The sequence below is a fragment of the Streptomyces aurantiogriseus genome (assembly GCF_014649375.1).
GTDB lineage: Bacteria > Actinomycetota > Actinomycetes > Streptomycetales > Streptomycetaceae > Streptomyces > Streptomyces aurantiogriseus.
This window is the reverse complement of record NZ_BMSX01000008.1, coordinates 238,129-262,428: the sequence shown is the minus strand read 5'-3', so window position 1 is coordinate 262,428 and position 24,300 is coordinate 238,129. Positions and strand designations below refer to the sequence as shown.

Annotated in this window: 20 protein-coding genes and 7 pseudogenes; 12 read left to right on the top strand and 15 right to left on the bottom strand. The window is 68.5% G+C overall.

The genetic code is table 11. The features are described 5' to 3' along the window. Positions 1–40: 40 nt before the first annotated feature. Together IE263_RS19290 and IE263_RS19285 are read right to left on the bottom strand one after the other, a co-directional pair. On the bottom strand, positions 41–526 hold the full coding sequence (locus IE263_RS19290) for an SRPBCC family protein (protein ID WP_189938071.1): 486 nt from the start codon (positions 524–526) through the stop codon (positions 41–43). A 47-nt stretch (positions 527–573) separates the two neighbouring features. After that, positions 574–1,980, bottom strand: coding sequence for a flavin monoamine oxidase family protein (locus tag IE263_RS19285; protein WP_189938069.1), 1,407 nt, complete (start codon positions 1,978–1,980; stop codon positions 574–576). Between the two features lie 310 nt (positions 1,981–2,290). Here IE263_RS19285 and IE263_RS19280 point away from each other — a divergent pair, with 310 nt between their 5' ends. Beyond that, positions 2,291–4,498 (top strand): MMPL family transporter, encoded by a 2,208-nt coding sequence (locus tag IE263_RS19280; RefSeq protein WP_189938061.1) that lies wholly within the window; start codon positions 2,291–2,293, stop codon positions 4,496–4,498. Between the two features lie 116 nt (positions 4,499–4,614). Then, positions 4,615–5,271: a response regulator transcription factor gene (locus tag IE263_RS19275; protein ID WP_189938059.1), complete on the top strand. Its 657-nt coding sequence runs from the start codon at positions 4,615–4,617 to the stop codon at positions 5,269–5,271. A 486-nt stretch (positions 5,272–5,757) separates the two neighbouring features. Here the strand turns inward: IE263_RS19275 and IE263_RS50040 are convergent, their stop codons facing one another. Further along, the gene (locus IE263_RS50040; protein ID WP_373312011.1) at positions 5,758–6,009 is read right to left on the bottom strand and encodes a WD40 repeat domain-containing protein; all 252 of its coding nucleotides are present in this window, start codon (positions 6,007–6,009) and stop codon (positions 5,758–5,760) included. A gap of 485 nt (positions 6,010–6,494) precedes the next feature. Here IE263_RS50040 and IE263_RS19265 point away from each other — a divergent pair, with 485 nt between their 5' ends. The 3 genes from IE263_RS19265 (at position 6,495) to IE263_RS19255 (ending at position 12,332) form a co-directional block, all read left to right on the top strand. Further along, positions 6,495–7,898, top strand: coding sequence for an MFS transporter (locus IE263_RS19265; RefSeq protein WP_189938057.1), 1,404 nt, complete (start codon positions 6,495–6,497; stop codon positions 7,896–7,898). Between the two features lie 88 nt (positions 7,899–7,986). After that, a complete protein-coding gene (locus tag IE263_RS19260; RefSeq protein WP_189938330.1) occupies positions 7,987–8,790 on the top strand; it encodes a carotenoid oxygenase family protein in 804 nt (267 codons plus the stop codon). Between the two features lie 197 nt (positions 8,791–8,987). Next, positions 8,988–12,332, top strand: coding sequence for an FG-GAP-like repeat-containing protein (locus tag IE263_RS19255; protein ID WP_189938055.1), 3,345 nt, complete (start codon positions 8,988–8,990; stop codon positions 12,330–12,332). A 430-nt stretch (positions 12,333–12,762) separates the two neighbouring features. On the opposite strand, the gene IE263_RS19250 is transcribed toward IE263_RS19255, so the two are convergent. The 4 genes from IE263_RS19250 to IE263_RS19235 form a co-directional block, all read right to left on the bottom strand. Then, on the bottom strand, positions 12,763–13,422 hold the full coding sequence (locus IE263_RS19250; protein WP_189938048.1) for an MSMEG_1061 family FMN-dependent PPOX-type flavoprotein: 660 nt from the start codon (positions 13,420–13,422) through the stop codon (positions 12,763–12,765). A 177-nt stretch (positions 13,423–13,599) separates the two neighbouring features. Continuing rightward, entirely contained in the window at positions 13,600–14,265 is a 666-nt protein-coding gene (locus IE263_RS19245; RefSeq protein WP_189938046.1) for a nitroreductase, read from the bottom strand. A 66-nt stretch (positions 14,266–14,331) separates the two neighbouring features. Further along, positions 14,332–14,775: a hypothetical protein gene (locus IE263_RS19240; RefSeq protein WP_189938044.1), complete on the bottom strand. Its 444-nt coding sequence runs from the start codon at positions 14,773–14,775 to the stop codon at positions 14,332–14,334. Between the two features lies 1 nt (position 14,776). Further along, the gene (locus IE263_RS19235) at positions 14,777–15,961 is read right to left on the bottom strand and encodes a site-specific integrase (RefSeq protein ID WP_189938042.1); all 1,185 of its coding nucleotides are present in this window, start codon (positions 15,959–15,961) and stop codon (positions 14,777–14,779) included. A 60-nt stretch (positions 15,962–16,021) separates the two neighbouring features. Between IE263_RS19235 and IE263_RS19230 the strand changes: the two genes are divergently transcribed. Further along, the gene (locus IE263_RS19230) at positions 16,022–16,438 is read left to right on the top strand and encodes a hypothetical protein (RefSeq protein ID WP_189938040.1); all 417 of its coding nucleotides are present in this window, start codon (positions 16,022–16,024) and stop codon (positions 16,436–16,438) included. Between the two features lie 110 nt (positions 16,439–16,548). After that, positions 16,549–16,777: pseudogene (locus tag IE263_RS48640) on the top strand (penicillin-binding transpeptidase domain-containing protein); the annotation flags it as partial. Between the two features lie 91 nt (positions 16,778–16,868). Here IE263_RS48640 and IE263_RS19225 read toward each other — a convergent pair. The 4 genes and pseudogenes from IE263_RS19225 to IE263_RS19210 form a co-directional block, all read right to left on the bottom strand. Then, positions 16,869–17,249 carry a hypothetical protein gene (locus tag IE263_RS19225; RefSeq protein WP_189938038.1) on the bottom strand — a complete coding sequence of 127 codons (381 nt, stop codon included), beginning with the start codon at positions 17,247–17,249 and terminating at the stop codon, positions 16,869–16,871. A 1-nt stretch (position 17,250) separates the two neighbouring features. Beyond that, positions 17,251–17,430, bottom strand: coding sequence for a hypothetical protein (locus IE263_RS19220; protein WP_189938036.1), 180 nt, complete (start codon positions 17,428–17,430; stop codon positions 17,251–17,253). A gap of 216 nt (positions 17,431–17,646) precedes the next feature. Then, positions 17,647–17,916: pseudogene (locus IE263_RS50035) on the bottom strand (polymorphic toxin-type HINT domain-containing protein); the annotation flags it as partial. 130 nt (positions 17,917–18,046) lie between these two features. Next, complete coding sequence (locus tag IE263_RS19210) at positions 18,047–18,565, bottom strand: HEAT repeat domain-containing protein (RefSeq protein ID WP_189938034.1); 519 nt, start codon at positions 18,563–18,565, stop codon at positions 18,047–18,049. 190 nt (positions 18,566–18,755) lie between these two features. On the opposite strand from IE263_RS19210, the pseudogene IE263_RS19205 reads away from it, so the two are divergent. The 3 pseudogenes from IE263_RS19205 to IE263_RS50350 all read left to right on the top strand — a co-directional run. Next, positions 18,756–19,127 (top strand): annotated as a pseudogene (locus IE263_RS19205) (penicillin-binding transpeptidase domain-containing protein); the annotation flags it as partial. Positions 19,128–19,350: 223 nt separating this feature from the next. Beyond that, a pseudogene (locus IE263_RS19200) lies at positions 19,351–20,313 on the top strand (IS30 family transposase); the annotation flags it as partial. Positions 20,314–20,362: 49 nt separating this feature from the next. After that, positions 20,363–20,473: pseudogene (locus IE263_RS50350) on the top strand (IS5/IS1182 family transposase); the annotation flags it as partial. 40 nt (positions 20,474–20,513) lie between these two features. Here the strand turns inward: IE263_RS50350 and IE263_RS19195 are convergent. Both IE263_RS19195 and IE263_RS19190 read right to left on the bottom strand, forming a co-directional pair. Then, entirely contained in the window at positions 20,514–20,861 is a 348-nt protein-coding gene (locus IE263_RS19195) for a hypothetical protein (RefSeq protein WP_189938032.1), read from the bottom strand. Positions 20,862–20,883: 22 nt separating this feature from the next. Next, on the bottom strand, positions 20,884–21,027 hold the full coding sequence (locus IE263_RS19190; RefSeq protein ID WP_189938030.1) for a hypothetical protein: 144 nt from the start codon (positions 21,025–21,027) through the stop codon (positions 20,884–20,886). Between the two features lie 82 nt (positions 21,028–21,109). Here IE263_RS19190 and IE263_RS19185 point away from each other — a divergent pair, with 82 nt between their 5' ends. Continuing rightward, positions 21,110–22,729: an ISAzo13 family transposase gene (locus IE263_RS19185; protein WP_189938028.1), complete on the top strand. Its 1,620-nt coding sequence runs from the start codon at positions 21,110–21,112 to the stop codon at positions 22,727–22,729. A gap of 197 nt (positions 22,730–22,926) precedes the next feature. Here IE263_RS19185 and IE263_RS50030 read toward each other — a convergent pair. Continuing rightward, positions 22,927–23,285: pseudogene (locus IE263_RS50030) on the bottom strand (hypothetical protein); the annotation flags it as partial. Between the two features lie 23 nt (positions 23,286–23,308). Between IE263_RS50030 and IE263_RS19175 the strand changes: the two are divergent. Beyond that, positions 23,309–23,765: pseudogene (locus IE263_RS19175) on the top strand (penicillin-binding transpeptidase domain-containing protein); the annotation flags it as partial. A 95-nt stretch (positions 23,766–23,860) separates the two neighbouring features. On the opposite strand, the gene IE263_RS19170 reads toward IE263_RS19175, so the two are convergent. After that, a complete protein-coding gene (locus IE263_RS19170) occupies positions 23,861–24,175 on the bottom strand; it encodes a hypothetical protein (protein ID WP_134403998.1) in 315 nt (104 codons plus the stop codon). Between the last annotated feature and the right edge of the window lie 125 nt (positions 24,176–24,300).

Below are 24,300 nucleotides of genomic sequence, written 5' to 3'. Positions count from 1 at the left end.
GGCGCACTCGTACGGGTACGAGTGCGCCCGCGTTCGGTCGTCAGTCGCGCGCGTTGATGGTCTCGGAGCGAATCAAGGTGCTCAGGTTGGCCATCGAGGTACGCATGTTCGCACGCATGGCCGGTTGCTGTATCCAGTCGAGCGCGAGCCCGAGGGGGCCGAGGTCGATGACGTATTCCACCTGGTACGTCATCTGCGTGGCCTCCCTGCCGTCCGCGCTCCGGACCGGCTGGAACTCGAAGATGCTGGTCACGTCCTTCAGTGGAGCGAACCCGACCCCGGTGTCGACGCGGCGCCTGAGGGGGTCGATCTCCACCACGGTCCACACCGAGTCGGTGCGCAGCGGGCCGAGGGTGCGATTGCGTTCGGCGTAGGTCCTGCCCACGGTGGCGATGCCGTGGTGGTCGGTGACCTCGATGGCGCCGGCGACCCATTCGGCGTACCGGTCGGTGCGGGAGACGACCTCCCAGACCCGCTCGACGGGAGCGTCGATGACGGCGCGTTCGGTGACCTGGAACTCGGTCATGGGTAGTGCCCTTTCTTCTCTTCCGCTCAGCTCTGGTCTTCTGTCGTTCAGCTCTGGTGCAGGAGTTCGGTGGCGGCGTGCTCGCCGGAGCGGACCGCGCCGTCCATGAAGCCGTTCCAGTAGGGGGAGAACTCGGAGCCCGCCCAGTGCACGCGCCCGAACCTCCGGCCCATCCACTCCCCGTACTCGGTCAGCACCCCGGGGGCGGCGACGGACGTGGGGCCGCCCTGGGTCCACTGCTCGGCGGTCCAGTCCTGCTCGACGTAGTCGACGGTGTCGAAGGCCCGCTCTCCGACGACCTGGGCGAAGGAGCGCAGCACCGCGCCGCGGCGCTCGCCCGCCGGGCGGTGCGCCCACTTGCGCCATTCCTTGCCGCCGAGGAATCCCATGAGCACACCCGGTCCACCGTCGGGCGGGCTGTTGTCGAACATCTCGCGGATGGGCGAACCGCCCCGCAGCAGGCCCATCCCGGACAGTCCTTCCGCCCGCCAGAACGGTGTGTCGTAGACGGCCACGCACTTCATGAGGGTGCCGAAGGGCAGCCGCTGGAAGAGCTGGTCCTGCTGCGGCGGCAGCAGTGGGTCCCAGACGATCCGGGAGGCCAGGAGGGGCGGGACGGCGACGATCACCTGGTCGGCCCGCCAGTCGCCGGCGTCGGAGATCACGGTGACCCCGCCGGCGTCCTGACTGATACGGCGTACCGGGGCCGACAGGTGGACGCGGCCGTCGAGCTCCTCGGCCATCCGGATCGCGACCAGTTGTGAGCCGCCGACAAACCGGCTGTCCTGAGCACCGCCGGAGGTACCGGTGCCCCGCTCCATGGTGCCCGGATGGGTCTCGTCACCGAACGTCGAGACGTACCAGAGGCTGAACAGCGCCGACGCGTCGCGCGCCTCACCGCCGTACGCGGAGTTCAGGAAGATGTTGATCAGGTCGACGGCATCGCCGGTGATCTCGGCCTTGCGCAGCCAGGTCTCGTAGGTCATGCCGTCCAGGTCGCGGGCGTTCGGGGCCTGCCACGGCGCCGCCGGGGGCACCTTGCCCGCCGCCTGTTCGATACGGGCCAGGGCGATGCCCATGTCCGGCAGGGCGAACAGGTCCGGGGGCGTGTGCCCGGAGAACCGCCTGGCCCTGCCGTCGTGCACGTAGACCCGCTCGCCGGGCACGGCGGCCTGGTACGTGGCCACGCCGACTTCCTTGGCCAGCGCCAGGATGTGGTTCTGGGTGGGGCCGACGAACTGGCCGCCGATCTCGGTCACTCGGCCGTCACCCAGGTCGTGGTTGAGCAGCCGCCCGCCGACCCGGTCGCGGGCCTCCAGGACGGCCACGGACTTGCCGGCCGCGACGAGTTCCCGCGCCGCGGTCAGCCCCGCCAGTCCCGCGCCGATCACGACGACGTCAGCCTCTCGACTCCAGCGCCCGTTGGCGGCCGGCGTGCCGTGCGTACTGGTCATGGTTACTCCTTGGCTCACAGCGGTGAAGCGGTCGGCGCACAACATACAGATGACATTGTCACTCGACAAGGTCAGATGATTCCGTCACTCGACAATGCCATGTGACCTGGTCTTTTGACGAGTGTGGCACGCACAACAGTCGCACGACTCGGTCGTACGACTTGAGCAAGTGATAAAGTCGAGCTACCAATCAAGGCGCCGTCGGCGTCGGCCCGTCACGTGGCCGGAGTCCGACCGGTGTCCCCTCTGCTTCCCCCGCCCATCTCTGCGCTCGGGCGGGCGGGATCCCCACCGTCCTCGGGAGTTCGTCATGGCCGTCCTGCTCCACCGGCTGGGCCACAGCGCCTACCGGCACCGCAAGCTCGTCCTGGGCATATGGCTCTTCGTCCTGGCCGCGCTCATCACGTGCGTCAGCGTCTTCAGCGGCAAGCTCGACGACCGCTTCGCAGTGCCCGGCACCGAGTCGCAGCGTGCGCTGGACAGCCTGAGCAAGACCCTCCCGGAGGCATCGGGCGCGGGCGCCCAGATCGTCTTCACCGCCCCCAAGGGCCACGAGGTCACCGAAGCCCCCTACGCCGCGACCATCGCCCGGACCGTGGCGGAAGCCAGGAAGGCTCCTCAGGTCGGCGAGGTCCTCGACCCCCGCTCCTCCGGCGCCGTCTCGGCCGACCGGACCACGGCGATCGTCCAGGTCCAGTACCCCGTGCAGAACGCGGAGGTCCGTCCCTCATCGGTGGACGCGATCGAGGGCGCGGCCAAGGCGGCGGAGAGGGACGGGCTGAAGACCTCGGTGGGCGGGTCCGTCTACAGCAGCAAAGGCGTCCACGTCGGCCCGTCGGAGATCATCGGCGTGGCCGTGGCCCTGCTCGTCCTCGTCGTCACGTTCGGTTCATTGCTGGCCGCCGGCATGGCGCTGCTGCCCGCGCTGATCGGTGTGGCGGTCGGTCTGGCCGGGCTGCTCGCTCTCGCGCCCGCGGTCAGCATCTCCTCCACGGCCGTCACGCTCGCCCTCATGCTGGGCCTGGCCGTCGGCATCGACTACGTCCTGTTCATCCTCTCCCGTCACCGACAGCAGCTGGCCCGCGGAACCGACCCCAGGGAATCCGTCGCGCTGGCCACCGGCACGGCCGGAAGCGCCGTGGTCTTCGCCGGCACCACCGTGATCATCGCGCTCGCGGCACTGAGCGTCATCGGCATCCCGTTCCTGACCACGATGGGTCTCGGGGCCGCCGGAGCCGTCCTCATCGCCGTGCTGGCCGCGATCACCCTCGTCCCCGCCGTCGCGGGATTCGCCGGCTCCCGGCTCACCCCCAAGCCCGGCAGCCGCGCCGCCCGGCGGGCCGCCGACACCGAGGGATCCACCGGCCACACCACCATGGGCACCCGCTGGACCAAGTGGGTCATCGCCAAGCCGCTGCTGACGGTGCTCGCCGTGGCGGGCATTCTGGTGACCCTCACCCTGCCCGCCACGGACATGCGCCTGGCTCTGCCCGACAACGGCTCCGCCCCGCACGCCTCCACCGAGCGCAAGGCCTACGACACGATCGGCGACAAGTTCGGTCCCGGCTTCAACGGCCCGCTCCTCGTACTGGCCGAGACCAAGAACGGCACAGCTTCCACGAGTGCACAGGCCGGCGCCCAGGTGGCCCAGAAGCTGCGGACCCTCAAGAACGTCAAAGCCGTCCTACCGCCCCAGCCCACCAGCGACCCGGCACAGAGCGTCATCACCGTCCTGCCCACCTCCGGCCCGGACAGCGTCCGCACCGGCCAACTCGTCCGCGACATCCGCAAGACCGCGCCCGACATCCGTGAGACCACCGGCGCCTCCGTCGCGGTCACCGGCACCACCGCCGTCAACATCGACGTCTCCAACCGGCTCAGCGACTCCCTGTTGCCCTTCGTCGCCATCGTCGTCGGCCTCAGCCTGCTCCTGCTGATGATCGTCTTCCGATCACTGGTCATCCCCGTCAAGGCCGCCGTCGGCTTCCTGCTCTCGGTGGGCGCCTCGCTCGGGCTGGTTGTCGCCGTCTTCCAGTGGGGCTGGCTGGCCGACGTCCTCGATGTGCCGCACAGCGGCCCCGTCGTCAGCTTCCTGCCGATCATCCTGATCGGCGTGCTGTTCGGGCTGGCCATGGACTACGAGGTGTTCCTCGTGTCCGGGATGCGCGAGGAGTGGGCCCACACCGGCCGTGCCCGCCAGTCGGTCATCGACGGCGCACGCCACAGCGTACGGGTCGTGACCGCGGCCGCACTGATCATGTTCACCGTCTTCGCCGGGTTCTTCCCCCTGGACGACTCCCTGATCAAACCCATCGCGTTCGCCCTGGCCGTCGGAGTGGCCATCGATGCCTTCGCCGTCCGTATGACGCTCGTACCCGCGGTGCTCGCCCTCGCCGGCCGGGGCGCCTGGTGGCTGCCGGCCTGGCTGGACAGGATCCTGCCCGACCTCGACGTCGAAGGGACCAGCCTTCGGAAGGCTCCGGCGACGGACCAGAAGGAACCCCAGCCCGTCTCCTGAGTTCGTCAAGTCCACCGGGTGGGCTCGCGGCGTCGACCCCATCGCGAGCCCACCCACCGGAGCAGTGCCACAGCCGACCACATCCCCACACCCCCTGGCGACCCAAGGGACGAACGATGCACCGGGTACTCCTGACGGGCGGCCCCGCTCTCACGCGCGACGCCTACGCACGCATCATCGAGGGCTCCGCCCTCCTGACCGTCCAGGCCCAGATCCCCGACCTCACCCAGGCTCTGGCCCAACTCCCTTCCCTGAGACCCGACATCCTCCTCATCGACATCCTGGCCCTGGCCCCCTCCCCATGGGCCACGACACTGCTGTGCCTGCGCCGCGCCGCCGCCCACACCGCACTCGCCGTCATCGGTGACATGTCAGCCGATGAGATCAGTTCACTCCTGCATGTCGGAGTCGCGGGCATCCTCAACCAACGCATCGAGGCCAGCCCCTTCGTGGCGGCGCTCGCCCTGATGAGCCAGGGCGGAACGGTCATCTCCTCGCCATCGTCCACCACAAGGATCTCCGCCACCCCGCCGAGTCCCGTGCTGGACCAACTCTCCACGAGGGAGCGCCAGATCCTGGCCCTGATCGCCACCCAGCCCGACAACAAGACGCTGGCACAGCTTCTCGGCATCAGCCCGCTCACTGTCAAGTCGCACGTGAACCGGATCCTGCGAAAGCTCGGCGCTTCCTCCCGCGCCCACCTGGTCACGATCGCCTACGAGACCGGACTCGTCAGCCCCGGACCGCCGGCCTGGCGCACGCCCGCGTACTGAATCACCCCATCACGTTTCTACGATGTCCGCCGACTGGCGGGGACCATGACTGTGGACGCGTCGCCCGGACCATCACGGGCAGCGATGGGCGGCCAGAGCATCACTGGCCGCGGCTGCTCTCGCCGTGCTGCTGCCTCTTGGCTACGGAGGCGTGGGCGGCGTCCTGCTGCTCGTGGCCGCACCGCCGGTGCGGGCCTCACCGCCGCCGCACTGTGATGGGCACTGACCGGACGCGGCCTTGCCCGTTGGGCAGCGGCGCTGCTCGCGATCGCCGCCCCCGCCACCCTCACCCCCACCCAGCGCCCGTTCATCGTCATGAACCCCACGCTCCGGTGACGGCAAAGTGGCAACCTTCGGGCGCAAGGAAAAAGCCGAGCAACTCGGTGGGCACATCGTCCTTCTGAGCCCGGAACAACACCAGGACGTCACCACGCCGGCCCGGGCTGCCGTCCCTTCTTGAATACTGCGCCGACTGGCTGGGGCGAGTTATGTGCACGGCGGGTCGAACGGCAACCCCGGGATAGGTTCCAGCCATTGCTGACGATTGAGGGTCGTTCTGGTGACATCGCAGATCCGGGCGACGGCTCGATCGACGTCGATGCCCCACAGTCGTACCGTTCCGTCATACCCGGCGCTGAGCGGAGTGCGCGCAGTCGGGCTGGAAGCGACCGAAGAGACGTCGCTTGTATGGCCGGTGAGCGGCTGTCCGAAAGCGGTGGGCCGGGACGGGTCGGACATATTCCACAGTCTGACCATGCCGTCTGGGTCGGCGGCCACCGTACGTCCGCGCCGAGGGCGACGGCCGCCACGGAGGCGGCTGCTGTCGCGGACCGGCGTCGAACGAGGCGATGGCCCCGTACGAACTTCCTTCCGTAGGTCCCGGGTGCATTCGGCTCCGGACTGATGAAAACGATCATCCGCACGGCGCCCGCCCACCCGACAGTCCGATGCACTGCTCACCCCCGCTCACCCCCGCTCACAGCGGGAGCCGAGCGGGCCGTCCGGCCGGAACCCCGGTCCGACTCGCTCGTGAACGTCACGGACGGCGCCTGTCCGCCTCCGCAACGACCATGAGCATCAGTGGGCAGTAGTGAGCACCTGAACCGGTCTGGGCTCCGCCGGCCGATCGGAAGAGCATGGTGACCGCACCGCCGCCGGAAGCGCCGGCGTGCACACGCCCCACGGGGCAAGCCCCTGTTCGATCAGCGGTCCGGAAGGCCTTCATGCGAGCCCGCACCCACTCGCCGCACACCCGTCGTCGTGGAGCCACTCTCCTCCTGCTGGCAGCGGCGCAGTTCCTCGTCGTGCTGAACACGTCCGTCGTGAACGTGGCGCTGCCCGCCATCGGCAGCGATCTGAAGCTCTCGCCGACCGGGCTCGCCTGGATCGTGAACGCCTATCTCATCGCCTTCGGCGCCCTGCTGCTCGTGGGCGGCAGGCTGGCCGATCTCTTAGGACACCGCAGGATGTTCACCATCGGTCTCCTGCTGTTCGTCGCCGGATCCTGCGCGGCAAGCCTGACGTACGGAGCGGGCCCGCTCATCGCGGCACGCGCGGTGCAAGGCGTCGGGGCCGCCGTGCTCTCCCCGGCGGCCCTGGCCGTCCTGCTGTCGCTGTGGCCCGCGGGCGCGGGCCGCGGGAGGGCCCTGGGTATCTGGGGAGCCGCCTCCGCGGCGGGCGGAGCGGCCGGCGTGCTCTTCGGTGGGCTGCTGACCAGCGCCCTCGGGTGGTGGTCGATCTTCGCGGTGAGCGCGGTCGTCGCCACCCCCGTCCTGCTCGCCGTTCCCGGCCTGATCCCCCGCGGTGTCCGCAGGGCCGAAGGGCGGCTCGATCTGCCAGGCACTCTCGCCGCGACCGTCGGCCTCGTCCTCCTGGTGTACGGCCTCGGCTCACGCGACGGATCCACCCTGCAGAGCACCGTGATCCCATCGGCCGGCCTCGCCCTGCTGCTGTGTCTCGCGCCTCTCGAACGCCGGGCGAGTCACCCGTTGATCCCTCCGGTGCTGCTGAAGAACCGTGCCGTTGTGGTGGGCAACCTCCTCATGCTGCTGCTCGGCATGGTGTGGGTCGGCACCTTCTTCTTCCTTCCTCTCTACCAGCAGAAGGTCCTCGACTACTCACCGCTGACCACCGGTCTCACACAACTACCGCTCTCCGCGGCGCTCATGGCGGCTTCCGCCCTGGCCGGGCGTCTGCGCGCAACGCTGCTTCCCGGTTTCCTCGCCCTCGCCGCAGGGCTGTTCTGGCTGGCGCGGCTGCCCGTCGACGGCACGTTCGCGGCCGACCTGCTGGGTCCGACCGTGCTGATCGGTGTGGGTCTGGGCCTGGCCTTCGTACCGCTGACCGCTCTCGGCGTGAACGGTGTGGAGGCGCGTCACGCGGGTGTGGCCGGCGGACTGATCAACACCACACGGCAGGTCGGCGGCGCGATCGGCCTCGCTGTCCTGACCCCGCTCGCGGTATCCGGAGTGGGCACCGCGGTCACCGGTCCGGCGGCCCTGGCGCACGGCTATCGCCGCGCCCTGGTCGGCGCGGCCGTCATCTGCCTCCTGGCCGCCCTCGGAGCAGGAGTCGACAAGCTGCGCGACTCGCGGACCGGCGCCCCCGAGGCCACCCCGTCCCGATGAGTTCCCCGCAGCGAACCGAGCCGGTCCGTCCCCCGGGCGAACCGAGTACGAGTACCCCAGTGACAAGGAGTCATCGTGAAGTCCTACCCTGCCGGGCCACTACACGCCCCACGTCGACGAGGTCACCGCACACGACCTCCGCGTCGAAGGAACCCTTCCCCACGAGTTGTCCGGGCGGCTGGTGCACAACGGCCACAAGCCCAAGCCCGGCGTCACTCCCACCCACTGGTTCGAGGGCAGCGGCATGGTGCACGGCATCCGGCTGCGCGACGGGCGCGCCGAGTGGTACCGCGATCGCTGGGTCCGCACGCCGGCCCTGAACAAAGCGCCCTGCATGACGGACAGGGGACCCGACCTGACCGCCGGCGCAGCGGGCACAGCGGGCACAGCGGGCACCCACGTCATCGAGCATGCCGGCCGGCTGCAAGCACGACTTCGCCGTCACCGAGCGGTACGTGGTGTTCGTGGAGGGGACGGTGACCTTCGAGGCGAAACCTCCGGCATCCCCTACCCGTGGAAGGACGAGCAGCCCGCCCGCATCGGTGTGATTCCGCGAGGCCGCGCCCGTCGCCACCGTGCACCTCCCGCGGAGGGTCACCGCCGGAATCCACGGGTCCTCGATCGCCGACCGGGACTGACCCGGAACGCCTCCTGGGCCCTGCAGCCGCGGCGCCGCACCGTCCGGGGCGGCCCGGCCCACGGCATCGACGGCCTCCACGTCCGGACCTTCGAGCCGACCACGAAGGGCGGCGCCCTCGTCACTCCCCTCGGGTCCTGGGCGGGCGCGCCCGTGGAAGCCGACCCGGAGGGGATGCGCACGGCCTTGGAAGGTTCCCTCCTGGCATGGCTCGGCGCCCTGAAGGACGCCGCCGAACGACGAGGCCGCGGCTGACGCGTGAACCAGACCTTACGTAGCTGCTTGTGTCTGCGGCAGCAGCTCATCCGGCCGGGCATCCGAGCCTGTTGGGACGCTGCCGCTTCTAGAAGTGGAAAAGTTCGTTGAGTCGAAGAAAAACGCCCGGCCCGCGAAGCCTGGGTTCAATCATCCGCATCATCACAGTCGGTATCGCCTGTTCTCTCACTCTGCACGTGTCGAGCGAGTCCGCAGTGGCACTCGACCAGGCAGCCGCCCGGCAGCCGACAACCGGGTTCGCCGCGTATGACGCCGCTGCCGAAGCAGGCGGCTTCGGAACAGACGGCTTGAAGATCATCGATGTCAACGCGTCGGCCGCCGCGGTGCCGGTGACGGAGACGTCCCCGCCAGTGGTGCTCTGCGGACCGGCGGGGACGGCGCGCCCGGGGCCGGCCAGCACGGGCGCGCTGGAGCAGACTGCCGCCGGGGGTGGCTCCGGCATCAGCATCGACTGTGTGGACGAGCCGGGCAGAGTGGCGGCGATGGACGTCGCCGACGGCGACATAGTGATCAACTATGACGTCGAGGGACTCGATCAGGCGGTCACCCAGGACGTGATCGACGGGCTCAACCAGGACGACGAGCTGCTGAGCGATGCGATCAGAGACATGTTCGAGAGCCACAAGATGGATCTGCCGGACCCGGGGTTCGAGTGGTTCGATTTCGACGGGACTCTCGTGCAGACCTCCACCGGCTTGGCGATCGTCCTGCCCGGGGCCCAGACCTGGGAGCAGTCCGAGCCACCGTTGTGGGGACCCTGGGTTGCCGGCGTGATCGGTTTCGCCTTGTACGCGTTCGTCGACGCCGTCTGCATCGTCGGCTTCGGCGGTGCCTCAGCCACTCCGCTCGTCATCGACCTCTGCGGTTCGCTCGCCGGCTTTGCGGGGGCCTTCGTCGGCACGGTCATGCTGGCGATCTTCAAAGGCGACGACCTGAGCCACTTCAACCCGGTCTGGAACGAGGCGCTGGCCGCTGGGATCGTCGCCGCAGCAGGCGGCTACATGACCAATCGCTACCTGGTGTCGTGGGCGAAGGACAAGGCCCCCGCGGTCTTCTCCAGGATGGGCAAGGCCATCGTCTCCGCCGCGAATTCGATCCGCTGGTGGGTGGGCGACTCCGTGGTGAGCGCGGCGACCTGGCTGTCGGCCGAACTGACGCAGACCGGCATCCTCTTCCACGACCTGATCGTCGCCGCGGCCAGGAGGCTCGGCTTCATCCGCAACATGCGGGTCATGCCCCTGGGCGACTCGATCACCGAGGGGCGTGGCAGCTCGACGGGGTCCAGTTACCGAGCCGATCTCTGGGCCGAGTTCGACGCGGCGGGCAACCGACTGGACTTCGTCGGAACCATGACGGCGGGTCAGCTGCCGGACCGCAACCACGAGGGGCATTCCGGTTGGCGCATCGACCAGATCGCCCAGGTGGCGGACTGCTCGGTTCCCATGCACCGGCCCAACGTGATCCTGTTGCATGCCGGGACGAATGACATGAACCAGAACTACAGCGTGGGCAGCGCACCGACTCGGCTCGGCAACCTGATCGATCAGGTCCTCGTCGACGCTCCGGAGGCGGTCGTCGTGGTGGCGACCGTCGTTCCGTCCACCAAGCCGGCGGTTCAGCCACGCATCGTGGAGTACAACCGCAGCATCCCCGGTCTGGTCAAGAGCCGCCAGGCTGCGGGCAAGCACGTTCTGCTGGCGGACATGAGCTCGGTGACCACAGCCGATCTGGCCGATCAGCTGCACCCCAACGACGAGGGTTACCGCAAGATGAGCACCGTCTTCCGGGACAGCATTTATGACGCTGCCGGGAGGGGCTGGCTCAAGGACCCCGTCGCTCCCGACTCCGGTGGTACGGGCACCTGCCCGGCCCCCGAGACGGAACCTGGCGGCTGGGACAACGCAGGGGAGGTCATTCCGGGTGCCGGGCTTCCGGTCTCCAGCGGGTGGGTCGACTTCGCCGACATCAATGGCGACGGACGGGATGACCGCCTGAGGATCGCCGACGACGGTGCGGTCGAAGCCTGGGGGAACGAGCCGGGTGACGGCGGCAAGCCGTCGTGGTCCCGCCTCGGCCGGATCGCCCCCGGCGTGGGTGCGCCTGGAGCGCAGGTGTACTTCACCGACATCAACGGAGACGGCCGAGCCGACTATCTGGACCTGGACCCGGCCGGCCCGGTCCGGGCGTGGCTGAACACTCCTGGCGACGGCGGAAAGCCCTCCTGGAAGAGCTGGGGAGAGATAGCTCCTGGCGTCGGAGCATCATCGCACCAGATAAACCTCACCGACATCAACGGAGACCGGCGCGCCGACTACCTGGTCGTCGAGGACAGCGGCGCGGTGCGGGCGTGGCTGAACACACCCGGCGACGGCGGAAAGCCCTCCTGGAGCAGCTGGGGAGAGATCGCCAAGGTGCCGGGAGTCACCCCGGGCCAGATCAGGTTCACCGACCTCAGCGGTGACGGTCGCGCGGACTTCCTCGCGATTGATGGGGGCGGCGCGGTGCGAGCGTGGCTGAACACACCCGGCGACGGCGGAAAGCCCTCCTGGAAGAGCTGGGGAGAGATCGCCAAGGTGCCGGGAGTCACCCCGGGCCAGATCAGGTTCGTCAACCTCGACGGCGACGGCAGATCAGACTACCTGGCGTTCAAGGTCGACGGCGCCGTCGACGCGTGGCTGAACACACCGGGTGACGGCGGAAAGCCGTCCTGGTCCAGCCTCGGCCGGGTCTACTCCGGCGAGCTGGTCGGCGACCCGGATGCGCTTCAGTTCGCGGAGATCAACGGAGACGGATTCCCGGACTACGTGATCGTGAACAACAACGGTTCGGTGCAGGCACGGCTCACCGATGGCGGGATCTCCCCCGCGGGGACCCCCCACTGGACCGGTCCCCAGGAGATCGCTCCCGGCGTCGGCGCTCCCGGCTCACAGGTCCGGTTCGCCGACATCGACGGCGACGACCGAGCCGACTACCTGGTCATCGACGACAACGGCGCCGTACGAGCCTGGCTCAACACCCCCGGCAACGGAGGAAAGCCCTCCTGGAAGAGCTGGGGTGAAATCGCTCCCGGCGTCGGCGCTCCCGGCCCTCAGGTCCGGTTCGCCGACATCGACGGCGACGACCGAGCCGACTACCTGGTCATCGACGACAACGGCGCCGTACGAGCCTGGCTCAACACCCCCGGCAACGGAGGGAAACCCTCCTGGGCCGGTCTGGGGACCTTCGCCGCCGGTGTGGACGGTGCCACCCGCGCCATGGTCCGGTTCGCCGACGTCAGCGGTGACGGCCGTGCCGACTACCTGATGGTGAGTGAGGCGGGCCAGATCCGCGCCTGGATCAACAACGGAGGTGAGGGCCGCGGCGGCTGGACCAACCGGGGCGTCTTCGCCGTCGGCGTCGGCTCGTCCCGGAACAGCCTTCGGCTCGCCGACATCAACCGTGACGACAGGGCGGACTACTTGGTGGTGTCCGGTGACGGGTCGGTGCGTGCGTGGCTCAACGCGGGCGGAGACCCTGCCTGAGCCCCGGTGACGGGCCATGGGGGTGCTCCGGAGGACTCCTCCGAGCACCCCCGCTCGTCGGGCAGCCAGGTGGCCCGTCTGCTGCGACGGCCGGCAGTCCTTCTGCTCACTCGCCGGCCCATTACCACGGACCGGGCAGTGGCGACCACCGCGGGATCACTGGATTATCGGGGCATCGGGCGTGTCCACCTTCCGTAGTGTCTCGTCGGGATGGTCTGCGCCGTGATCTCGGCGTCGAAGACGCGGAGATCACGTGTCTCGGCTGTGTGCCGGGGCGAGGTTCATCCGTGCGGGTGAAGCGTTTGGAACTCAGCCTCTACGAGTTGCCGGGCACGACCGCTCCTTTTTCGGGCCGCCCCGCGATTGATCTTGGGGGGTGCTGGTCCGGGGATTCGACGGGCTGGTGGTTCAGTTAGCGCAGGTCGGCCCGTTACTCGTACCGGTACTTCAGCGAGTCTGCTTCCGCCTGCTCGATGTCAGCGATCGTCAGCTCCGGCATCCGCAGCTGGGCCAGTGTCACCTCGGCCGAGGTCGGCTGGGCGTCCGCCGACAGCCACTGCTCCGGCTTCCAGGCCCCGCTGCGCAGGAGCGACTTGGGGCAGTGCGGGTAGACCTCCTCGATCCCCAGCACCAGCGCACTGGCCGGAGGTTTGCCCACGGCGGTCAGCTGCGACAGCAGCTCCGGGCGGGTGGAGACGCAGGCCCGGCCGTTCACCCTGAGCGTCGTGGTGCGCCCCGGGATGACGAACAGTAGCCCGGCCCGTCCGGTGGCGATGACGTTCTGCAGGGTGTCCAGACGCTTGTTGCCGGTCGCGTCAGGTATCGCCACCGTCCGTGCGTCCAGGACGGCAACGAACCCGGCGGGGCCGCCGCGCGGGGAAACGTCGCAGTTGCCCTCGGCGTCCGCGCTGGCGACCAGGACCAGCGATGAGCAGCCGATCAACCGCCGGGTCTGCTCGGTGAGTTCGGTCATCTGCTTGCGTATGGCCGTGTCCTTGGGCAGTTCGTAGACCCGGCGCAACGCGTCCTGATCGGGCACGGCGTCGAGGCGGAGCGAGTCGAAGGCACTGCTGGCAAGGGATGTCGTCATGCCACCGACCCTAAAGGGCCGACCTGCGACTGATCTTGGTCGGTGAGTGCGGGGCCATAGAGACGGTCGCGCCCAGCCGAACCCGCGGGCCAACACGCCCCGAGATCAATCGCGGGTCAGCCCGTTAGGGGCCCGGGGGGCTCATAGGCTGTCCTGCCGATCTTGACTGCCTGACGGTCACACTCCGATGAAGCTCACTGTTTCCGTCATATCCGCTCGCCCGGTACGCAGCCGGGGTACGCCTTCCTTCTCGAAGCCCACCGAGACACCGCAGAAGAGTACGAGCCCGTCATCGGCTCCGACTATCTGGCTGACGGTCTTGCGATACATCGTCCACATCACCTGGGGACAGCTGTGCACCCCTTCCGCCCTCAGCAACAGCATGACCGTCTGCAAGTACATCCCCGCATCTCCCCACTGCCCGGGCCCCATCGTCCGGTCGAGGTAGCAGAACAGCACGACCGGCGCTCCGAACGCCCCCGAGTTCAAGGCGGCGATCTTCATGGGCCTGTCGGGGTCGTCGCGCTCGATTCCCAGCGCTTCGTACCGCTGGGCGGCCGCAGCGGAAAAGCGGTCCAGATACGGCGAAGGCAGCTCGGCCGGATACATCGGATACTCCCGCTCATCGCCCGGATCTCCCGCAAGCGCCCTGGCCGTCGCACGCTTCTTCAGTTCGGCCAAGGGATCGCCGGCCACGACATAGACATGCCACGGCTGGAGATTTCCACTCGACGGAGCCCGCGTGGCAGCGGTCAGCACTCGTTCGAGAACCTCTTTGGGTACCGGCTCATCGCTGAACGCCCGCACGGCCCGCCGACTGTCCACGGCTTCATACACGTCCACGTGGTTCTCGTCCTCTCACTCAACGACAACCACCTCTCTACCCTCTTGAGCACGCGCCGGAGGAGTTCATGGGCGGGGCAGAGTGACGACGCCTGCAGGGGCGGTGGGGCTGATTGTGGTCAGCTGGCGGCGGAGCCGCTGGAGTTCGTCGTCCTGGGCGGCCAGGGCCGACAGGGCCAGTTGATGGCGTTCCTTGAGCTGGGCGAGTTCGGTGTGAGTGCGGGCGAGTTTGCTGGTGAGTCGCTGGTTGTGTGCTCGCAGGCGGAGGATTTGAGCCTCGCGCGGGTCGGGCTGCTGGCCGGCGGCCCGGGCGGTGGAACGTCGTTGCTCGAACTCGTCCTTGAGATGTCCCCAGGTCCGGTAGAGAGCTGCGCGGGAGATGCCGGCCTCGCGGGCTAGGGTCTTGACGTCGCAGGCCCCACCGGGCGGAATCTGCCCGGCCAGCAGACGGTCGATGGCCGCGCGGACCCGCCGTTCTGCCTGATCGCGCTGTTCTGCGGTGAGGGCCATGTCATTTCGCCTTTCTGCTGGCCTTGTCGATTTCTTCCAGGACGTGCTGCGAACGTTCCTGCTCCGCACGCAGGCGGGTCTTCTCCCCTGCCGGAATGCGAGGGCTGCTCAGCAGTGCAGTGCCGTTGTCGGCTGCCGTCTGCCAGATGGGCCGGTGGACGAGGTGGTGGGTGGCCTGCGGGCAGCGGGCGCTGTCACACAGCCCGGTCAGCGGTGCGCTCGCGGACTTGGCGCCGGCGAGCTTGAGGCAGAGGGCCTTCGCAGGGTCCTCGAACCAGCAGTAGTTCGCGGCGGACAGATGCAGGGCTGCGGCCTTCTTCTTCAGCAATAGCTCAACCTGCCGGTCGGTGACCATCTTCGCCGGTCCTGGATCGTTCCGGTCCAACTCCTCCTCGACGGTGCGGAAGGTGGCCATGAGGGCGTCGGCTCCGGGGCCAGCGGGCAGCTGTCCTTGCTGGAACTGGCGGAATGCCTCGACTGTCTGGGCCAGCTTCTCCTTGGCCTCGGCCTGCTTCCATTCCTGGTGGAAACCGGCTTGCGCCCCGCCGGGCCGGGCCGCGTATCCCTCGCTGGTGGCCACGGACAGGTGCTTGAAGTGGACCTTGGTGGCGAACAGCCCGCCGGGACGGGCTCCCATCTCGACCGCGAGTGTCCGCCGCAGGCGCCGGGGGTGGATCGGCTCGTCGGGGATCGGAGCCAGGCCCAGTCGCTTCCCGGCGGGTGAGGCTACCCATTGTCGAAGCCAGTCCATCGCGCCGTTGCTGTTGAAGCCCTGGAATGGGCCGAACAGCAGCTGCCCCGTGGTGGCGTCGGTGAGCTGCTCGGCCAGCGCAATGGCGCGCACGACTTCCTCGACGACGACCCATTCGTCGACCTCGCCGCCCCAGCGACGGGCCTTGATGACCTTGCTCACCAAGCGGTGACGGGCCAGGCCGGTGCCGTCGTCGCTGCTGGCCCGATGGCAGCCGACAGTCAGCTCCATCAGCTCGCTGGCCCGCATTCCGGTCAGCGCCGACGTCGCAACGATGCAGGCATGACCGGCGGCCCTCACCAGGCTGTCCGCACGAACGGACGGCATGGGAAGAGACCAAGGGACCATCTCACCCGTGTCCGCGCGGGGAACAGGGTCCGCGTTGCGGCACCACACAAACTCGACACCGACGCGGGTGACAGCTTCCTCCAGCATCGGGCGAACTTGCCTGAACAAGGCTGGAGCGAGGTCCCGGTGCCCCGTCGGCCGCAGCAGATGGACGAAGTTGACCTCCAGCAGCGGATCCCCCGGGTCCCAGCCGCGGGCTTTGCGCATGGCGATCTGGCGTGGATCGAGCCTGGGCAGCGGGCTGCCTGCCTGCAGATGTCCGTCGACGAGGGCGGTGAGGCGGTCCTCATCGAACAGGCGCCGGACAAGCTGGGCGTCTTTGGCTTGCTGGTCGGCCCGGCGGAGGCGTCGCAGGTCAGCGACATGGGGGCCGAGTTCATCGATCATGTGCAAGCAGGCCGTCTCAGCGGCGAGGTTTTGATCACGACCTGCGGCCTCGCGGGCGCCCCCGTGATCACCCTGGGCGAGTCGGCGATCTCCTGCATGGCCGACACGACCGTCCGCAGCGTGTTGCCAGCCTTGGGACGGACGACCTCGCCCGACCGGTCGCGGACCACGCCGTAGTCGCGCAGGAAGGCGTCGCAGTGGTCCTGGGCGACGGCGGCAAGAGGAGTACGGCGAACTGCTGTCCGCAGACCGTCACCGCACGGGGTTCAGGCCATGGGGCGAAACGAAAGACCGGCACGGCCCAGCACGGCCTGGGCAACACGGGCAGCCCCTACGCCTGGTTCATCGCCTGGGCCCAGGCCAAGGACTCGCCCAGCCGGCCGTCGCGGTCGCCGTCGTCGTGGAGGGCGCGGAGGCCAGCCGCAGCGACATCAGCGGCGGCGGTGACGCGGCCCCATCGCACGGGCGGTGATGAAGGAGGCGCTGCGGCTGGAGGCGCAGGCGCGGGGGCGGTGAGACGCGGGCCCGCCGCGAAGAACCCAGCGGCCCCACCGGAAGCAGATCCGGTGGGGCCGCTGGGGCACTGTGGCTTCGTCTACCCGCGGTGTTATGCGGGACCAGTGCCGGGGTCATCTCCGGAGGAGATGCCGACCCTGACGCATCCGATCACTTTGAGCGGGTGCGGATCGAGGTAGAGCTGAAACCAGTGTCCCGCTCGTTCGCGGTCGTCCACGTAGCCCACCAGAAGGCCCCGCTCGCCCATTTCGGCAAGACTCGCAAGGCATTCCGTGGCCCCGACGACCGGCCTGCCGCGCCGTCGCGTGGCTGTCACCCTGCGGCGCAGGACGCCCCGAAGTCTCGGCGCCGGAACGGTGTCGAGCCAGACGTTGAAATGCGCTCCAGAAAGCAGTGCATCTTTGGCCTGAACACTGACCTCGGATCCGGACTCCCATGCGGCGAGCAGTTCACTCGCGGATACTTCGTTCATCTCATCGCCGCCTGACGGGTGACCAGGTCTCCCCGAGGTCGAAGCTGATCTCGTCGGCCTCGATTTCACCGACAATGAGATGCTCGTCTTCACCCCAGTTTTCATATTCCGTGTCGTGGATCTGAATATTCCTCGACGGCCCGATGGCGGGATCGATGTTTGCCACCCTGATGCGCAGCACCACACCTTCCCCAACCCAGTTGTCGCCCAGAGTCTGGGCACTTTCCGCGGCCGTGTCGGGGTCATCCGTTCACGACGTGAAGTTGCTGTCTGTCTTGTTTCCACCCGAGTGCTCTTCGATGGTCCGGTTGCCTCCGATGGGAACCGCACGGCCTTCAGCAGCGGCATCGTAGCGGTTGTGCCCCCTGGCAAGACCGCGGTACAGATACCCGTCCTGGTTCCTTCCACAGTTGTGGACCAGGATCGGGGCACCGCTCGCCACCACGTAGTAGGTGTGGACGTCCGAGACGGTCAGGTTGTGAACCCTGGCGCCCAGACCGGTCCACCGCTGGACGGCGGTGACCTGTACATACGTACCAGTGCTGGTCTGAAGCCACTCGCCCGACTTCAGGTCGGTGGCGTCGATCCACCTGCCGAGCTCGGGGACCCAGAAGGGGTGGCCGTCGGTCGCGGTGACCTGGGCCGTCTTCGAGCCGGCTGAACCGTTGGAGGCGGAGGCGCGGGGGCGGTGAGGCGCGAGGGTGATGCCCCACCTCTCGATAGGCTCCGGATACGGCGGAACGCCCGGCCGAGGAAACTCGGCCGGGCGTTCCGGATGAACGGCTACGAGTCCGCGGTCAGAGCTCGCCGCGGCGTGCGAGCTGCTTCACCGCGTTCTCACGGATGATCTCGTTCTCGTCGTCGCGCAAGCCCTCGAGGGCCTCCCGGGCCTCCGCGCCGGTAATGGCGCCGAGAGCCCAGATCGCCTTCACCGCGAGCGCCCGGTTCTCGTCCCAGTCCAGGTACTCGGGAACCCAGCGAGCCGCCTCGCGCAGCGCCGGCACCGCCCTGGGCGAGCGGAGCTTGCCCAGCATGCGCACGACATCCTCGTGGCGAGTGTGCCAGTCGGCACGGGACAGCTCGATCAACGGCTCCAGGAACTCCTCGCCCGAGGCGCCGGCGGCGGCCTTGACGATCAACGCCATCTCGACGTCGTCGGCGTCCCGGCGCTCCATGGCGTCCCGGAGTAGCCGGAGCGCCAGGACCCCACCGTCGGACTCGCCGAAGTGGGCGAGCACCTCGTCCAGCGTGCGCGTCCGGCCTTTACCCGGTACGAGCACCAGGTCCATGACCAGATCCCGCTCCTCTGGGGTCATCGCCTGACCACCTCCCATGCGGTGATGTTCTCGTTGAAGAGCTTGAGCGCGTCACGGCCGCTAGATGAATGAGTCCGATGTTTGTGCTGGCCGCGACCATGGCGAAGGGCGCCCGTTGGCTCGTGTGTGACGACAAACCTGGACGCCCTTCTGGCGGCACTGTACGTGTTCATCGACGACCATGTGGCCCACCACGGGCCGCCGCAGCTACCGCCAGGCCATGAGCCCCTCGACCGCGGCCCGCCTCCAGGAGCTGATGGTCCGCGCGGTCGACCCCGGCACCGGCACCAACGCGGCCGACCCCGGCGCCGGGGTCGGGGTCGGCGGCAAGACGGGCACCGCCCAGCACGGCCTGGGCAACACGGGCACCCCTTACGCCTGGTTCATCGCCTGGGCCCAGGCGGCCGACTCGGCCCAGCCGGCGGTCGCGGTCGCGGTGGTGGTGGAGGACGCCGAGGCCAACCGCACGGAGATCTCGGGGGGCGGGAGCGCGGCATTGATCGCGAGGGCGGTGATGGAGGAGGCGCTCAGGCTGGAGGCGGAGGTACGGGGGCGGTCGTAGCGGAGAAAGCGGGAAGCCCCGCCAGGCAGCTTCGGTTCTAGTGGTCGTCGCAACACCCCAGCTCAAGGGGTGCGATGGACTTCGAGATCCGTAAGGTTCGCAAGGCTCAGGGGCCTGTGAAGCTGCGGCGAGAACGGGAGGAATACTTCCGGCTCGTGCAGATGGGGCTGACCAACCGAGAGGCAAGCCGACAGGTCGGCGTCCATGAGCGGACCGGCCGCGAATGGCGAAACGGCCGGACGACCCGAAGCGGCGGCGGGCTCCTGCTCTGCCGGAGCAGGAGCCCGAGCCTTCGTCCACGAGGTACCTGCGGGAAGACGAACGCATCCACATAGCCGACCGGCTGCGTGAGAAAGCGTCCGTCCGGGCCATCGCCGCCGAGCTGGGCCGCAGCCCGTCGACGATCAGCCGTGAAATACGCCGCAACAGCATGCCCCTGCGCGGTGACCGCACCCGATGGGCCTACCGTCCCCACGCCGCACAGCGCCGGGCCGACCAACGCCGGCCCCGACCCAAACCCAGCAAGATCGGCCAGAACACCGAGCTGCGGGACTTCATCCAGGCTCACCTGGCGATGCGGTGGAGCCCAGAACAGATCTGTCACGCTCTTCGCAGACGGTTCCCCAGCCGGCCGGAGATGCACGTGGTCCACGAGACGATCTATCAGGCCCTCTACGTCCAGGGCCGCGGGGAACTGCGCCGTGAGCTGGCCAAGGCCCTGCGCACAGGACGAGCTAGGCGCAAGCCGCACCGGCAGGCTGCCCCTCGGCAGCCGCGCTTCGCCCACCCCATGGTCATGATCAGCGAACGGCCCGCCGAAGCGGACGATCGTGCCGTGCCCGGCCACTGGGAAGGCGAGCTGATCATCGGCAAGGACGGCGCGTCCGCCATCGGCACTCTGGTTGAGTGGGCCACCCGCTACGTGCTGCTCGTCCACCTGCCCCAGGGCCGTGGCGCCGAATATGTCAGCACCGCCCTGCAGACCACCGTCCAGACGCTGCCCCGGCACCTGGTCAAGTCACTGACCTGGGACCAGGGTTCCGAGATGGCCGCCCACCACGCCTTCACCGTGGCCACCGACATCCCGGTCTACTTCTGCGACCCGGCCAGCCCCTGGCAGCGCGGATCGAACGAGAACACGAACGGACTGCTTCGGCAGTACTTTCCCAAGGGCACCGACCTGTCCGTCCACGGCCCCGACCACCTGGAGGCCGTCGCAGCCGAACTCAACAGCCGGCCACGCAAAACGCTCGGCTGGGAAACCCCAGCCGAGCGCCTGCATAAACTGCTCGCGGCCTGATCAACAACCACGTATTGCAACGACCCCTGGAATCCGCCCAGTGCCTGGCGGGGCTTCCGTTGTGGTGCCGATCGGTCGAGGAGACGTCAGTGGGGCTTGTAGTCGTCCCAGAAGGAACCCGTCCGGCGCCTTTCGTACGAGGCTTCAGCCCTCGCCATCCAGGCGTCGATGTCGGCGACCATCGTGGGGAACTTCTCCTTGAGAGGTTCGGCCAGTTCGACCAGCTCCTCCCAGGAGTCGGCCAGATAGGTCAGGTTCTCCAGTCCGATCGCGACCTCGACCCGAAACGGGTCGTCCGACTTCAGCCACTCCTTCCCGGTCACGAAGATCTGCGCCCCGTCCTTGGGATCGATGATCCAGGACATGGAGAGCAGCTGCTCCGCGACATACCCGGGGGTGACATTCGGAGCCCTGTGGTCGACGAGGAAGCTCATGACGTCCTCAACCTTCACTGATCTACAACCTCCGGTACATGCGCCACGCGAACGCGCCCTCGTGCGGTGTGATGACTCGGCCGTCGGTGTACTTCATCGTCCCGAACATGTGGGAGGGGTGAACCCCGACCCCCTCTTCGAGCAGTTCGAAGCCTGCCGCGGCCATCTCCTCTGCTGTGGCCTTCCCGAACTTAGGGCTTGCAGAGAATCAAGGTGTTGCTTCCCGTTCTGAAGCTCGTTGGTGTGGTATGCGCATCCCGGATGAGATTCGTGACCAACTCGCCGTGAAGCTCGCGGTGTTGCTCCCGCATCTGGACGAGCGGCAGCGACGGCTGTTGATGGCTGCGGAGGCCCGGGGGCTGGGGCACGGCGGTGTCCGGGCCGTGGCTCAGGCCGCTGCGGTCAGTGAGACGACGGTCCGTAAGGGCGTGTTCGAACTCGAGGCGGGTGAGGAGCCTTTGGGGCGGGTGCGGCGTCCTGGCGGGGGCCGCAAGCGGGTCGCGGATCTGAATCCGGGGCTGCGGCCGGCCCTGCTGGCGCTGGTGAAGCCGGATGTACGGGGTGATCCGATGTCGCCGCTGCGGTGGACGGTGAAGTCCACCCGCGCGCTTGCGCAGGAGCTGACCCGGGCCGGGCACCGCGTCAGTGCCGACACCGTCGCCGACCTGCTGCGGGAGGAAGGCTTCAGCCTGCAGGCCAACGCCAAGACCATCGAGGGCAGCCAACATCCGGACCGGGACGCCCAGTTCCGCTACCTCAACGAGCAGGCCCGCGATCACCGGGACACCGGGCAGCCCGTGATCAGCGTGGACACCAAGAAGAAGGAACTCGTCGAAGAGTTCAAGAACAACGGCCGACAGTGGCGGCCGACGGGTGAGCCAGTGCCGGTGAGCGTGCATGACTTCGCCGACCCGCAGCTGGGCAAGGCCGTCCCCTACGACCTGGCGGCGAACACCGGCTGGGTCAACGTCGGCACCGACCACGACACTGCCGCCTTCGCGGCCGAGTCGATCCGCCGCTGGTGGCACGGCGAGGGCCAGGCTGCCTACCCGCAGGCGGCACGGCTGCTGATCACCGCCGACGCGGGTGGCTCCAACGGCTACCGCACGCGGGCCTGGAAACTCGAACTCGCCCGGCTCGCCGCCGAGACGGGACTGACCATCACCGTGTGTCATCTGCCTCCAGGCACATCGAAGTGGAACAAGATCGAGCACCGGCTCTTCTCGCACATCACCATGAATTGGCGCGGCCGCCCGCTGACCAGCCACGAAGTCATCGTCCAGTCCATCGCCGCGACCACCACCAGCACCGGACTGCGCGTGAGTGCTGCCCTCGACACCAACACCTATCCCACCGGAGTCCGTATCAGTGACGCGGAGATGGCGGCCCTGCCGCTGACCCGCCACGCATTCCACGGCGACTGGAACTATGCCCTGCACCCACAGCCCCGCCCGGCCGTCCCGGTGGCCCAGGCTCCGCAGGCGCCAGCCCCGCAGTGGAGCCAGGCCCTGCTGTCCGATCCCACCCTCACCGGCATGTCCCGGCAACAACTGAACCGCCTCACAGAGACCTTGGCCCTAGACGGCGATGCCCGGCGCGGCCGTCCGCCCCGGCTCACCTTCCCCGAACAAGTCCTGTCCACCGTGCTACACCTGCGGGTCGCCCTGGCCGCGGAACCTCTCGCCGTGCTGTTCGGCAGCAGCCGGACCGCGATGCACCGCACCCTTTTGAAGAACAGGAAACTGTTCAAGGCACACGACATCGTCATCCCGCCCGCGACGACGCCACCCGTCGCCCTCGCGGCCCTCCAGGCTCGGGTTCTCACCCAAACCAGCGAGCCCCGAAACAAGATCAAGACGACGTGTTAATGATCTGCAAGCCCTTTGTTCCGCTTTGCGGCCGAGACGATCAGCAGACCACCTCGCTCCATGACGCGGGCCGTCTCCGCGTTGACCGGGTTGAATCCGAACGGATTGACAGCGTGGACCGTCCTGAAGGTTCCGTCCTCGAACGGCAGGTCGCTGTCACTGCCCTGAATGACATCGGGGTGTCGCGGGTCCAGGCCGATGGCGGCCTTCTTGGCCTTCAATGCCGCGGCCTCCGCGGCCTTGGCGGCCTTGAGGACCACCTCGGCGGCCGCCTTGGCCTTCTTGAACGCCTGGATGGCGTCGATCGTGCGGCTGACGGCCTTGAGGACGGAATCTTGCCCAGCTTGGTCCACGGGATCGCCCCGACGATCATGCTGCCGCAGGACCACATGTCACCGCCGAAGCAGGCCATGGCATCGGTGAGACCGATGAAGTCGCTCAGGATGCCCCAGGCCGCCCCGAGGATCACCGACGTCAGCGACTTGCCCATGGTGGCCTGAGCCTGCGCGACCTGGGCCGCGGACAGGCCCGCGCCCTTGAGGGCCGCGGCCTTCTCGTGGTGGACGGCCGTCCGGTCACCGGCTCGCCCTGGTCGCCGCGACCGTCGCCAACAACGGCAAGATCGCCCTCCCCCACCTGGTCGAGCGCACCACCACCTCGGGCGGCACCACCGTCGACACCACGGGCCCGCCGCAGCTACCGCCAGGCCATGAGCCCCTCGACCGCGACCCGCCTCCAGGACCTGATGGTCCGCGCGGTCGAGAACGGCACCGGCACCCAACCGGCCATCCCCGGCGCCCGCGTCGGCGGCAAGACCGGCACGGCCCAGCACGGCCTGGGCAATACAGGCGCCCCCTACGCCTGGTTCATCGCCTGGGCCCAGGCCAAGGACTCGGCCCAGCCGGCGGTCGCGGTCGCGGTGGTGGTGGAGGACGCGGCGGCGAACCGCACGGACATCAGCGGGGGCGGGGACGCGGCGCCGATCGCGCGGGCCGTGATGGAGGAGGGGCTGAGGCTTGAGGCGGAGGGGCGATGAGGTGGGCCGTGATGACGCCTCGTCCCGCGAACGAGCCATGAAAAGGCGGAACGCCCGGCCGAGGAAACCCGGCCGGGCGTTGCGAACCCGTGGTGTCAGGCGAGCTGGAAGTCGCTTCGAATGACGCCGTATTGGGTGGGCTCCACCCAGCACGTGAAGTGGCATCCGGGCAGTTCGGAAATATCGATTCGAAGGTTTCCGGCCACATCGGAAGCACCGGACTGGAACCTCCGACCGGGGTTCTCGGTCTCCTGGTAATGGACAGTGGCTCCGCGCACCTCCACGACGACGTACGAGATGCGCCCTCCCTTTCGGGCGGGCTTGCCGTCCTCGTGCTGCTGATGGGCCTCGTGGGCATCCATCGGCTGACCGCAGATCCCACAGCGCTCATCTTCTCGCAAGATGTCCATGGGGGAATGGTACCTCCACATGGCAAAGCTCCTGCCGGCGCAGTCCGAGAGATGACTGTTCCGACAGGAGCTTTACTCATTGATCACATCCAGGTGAATTCGGCAATAGACCGCTGGATTCGGTG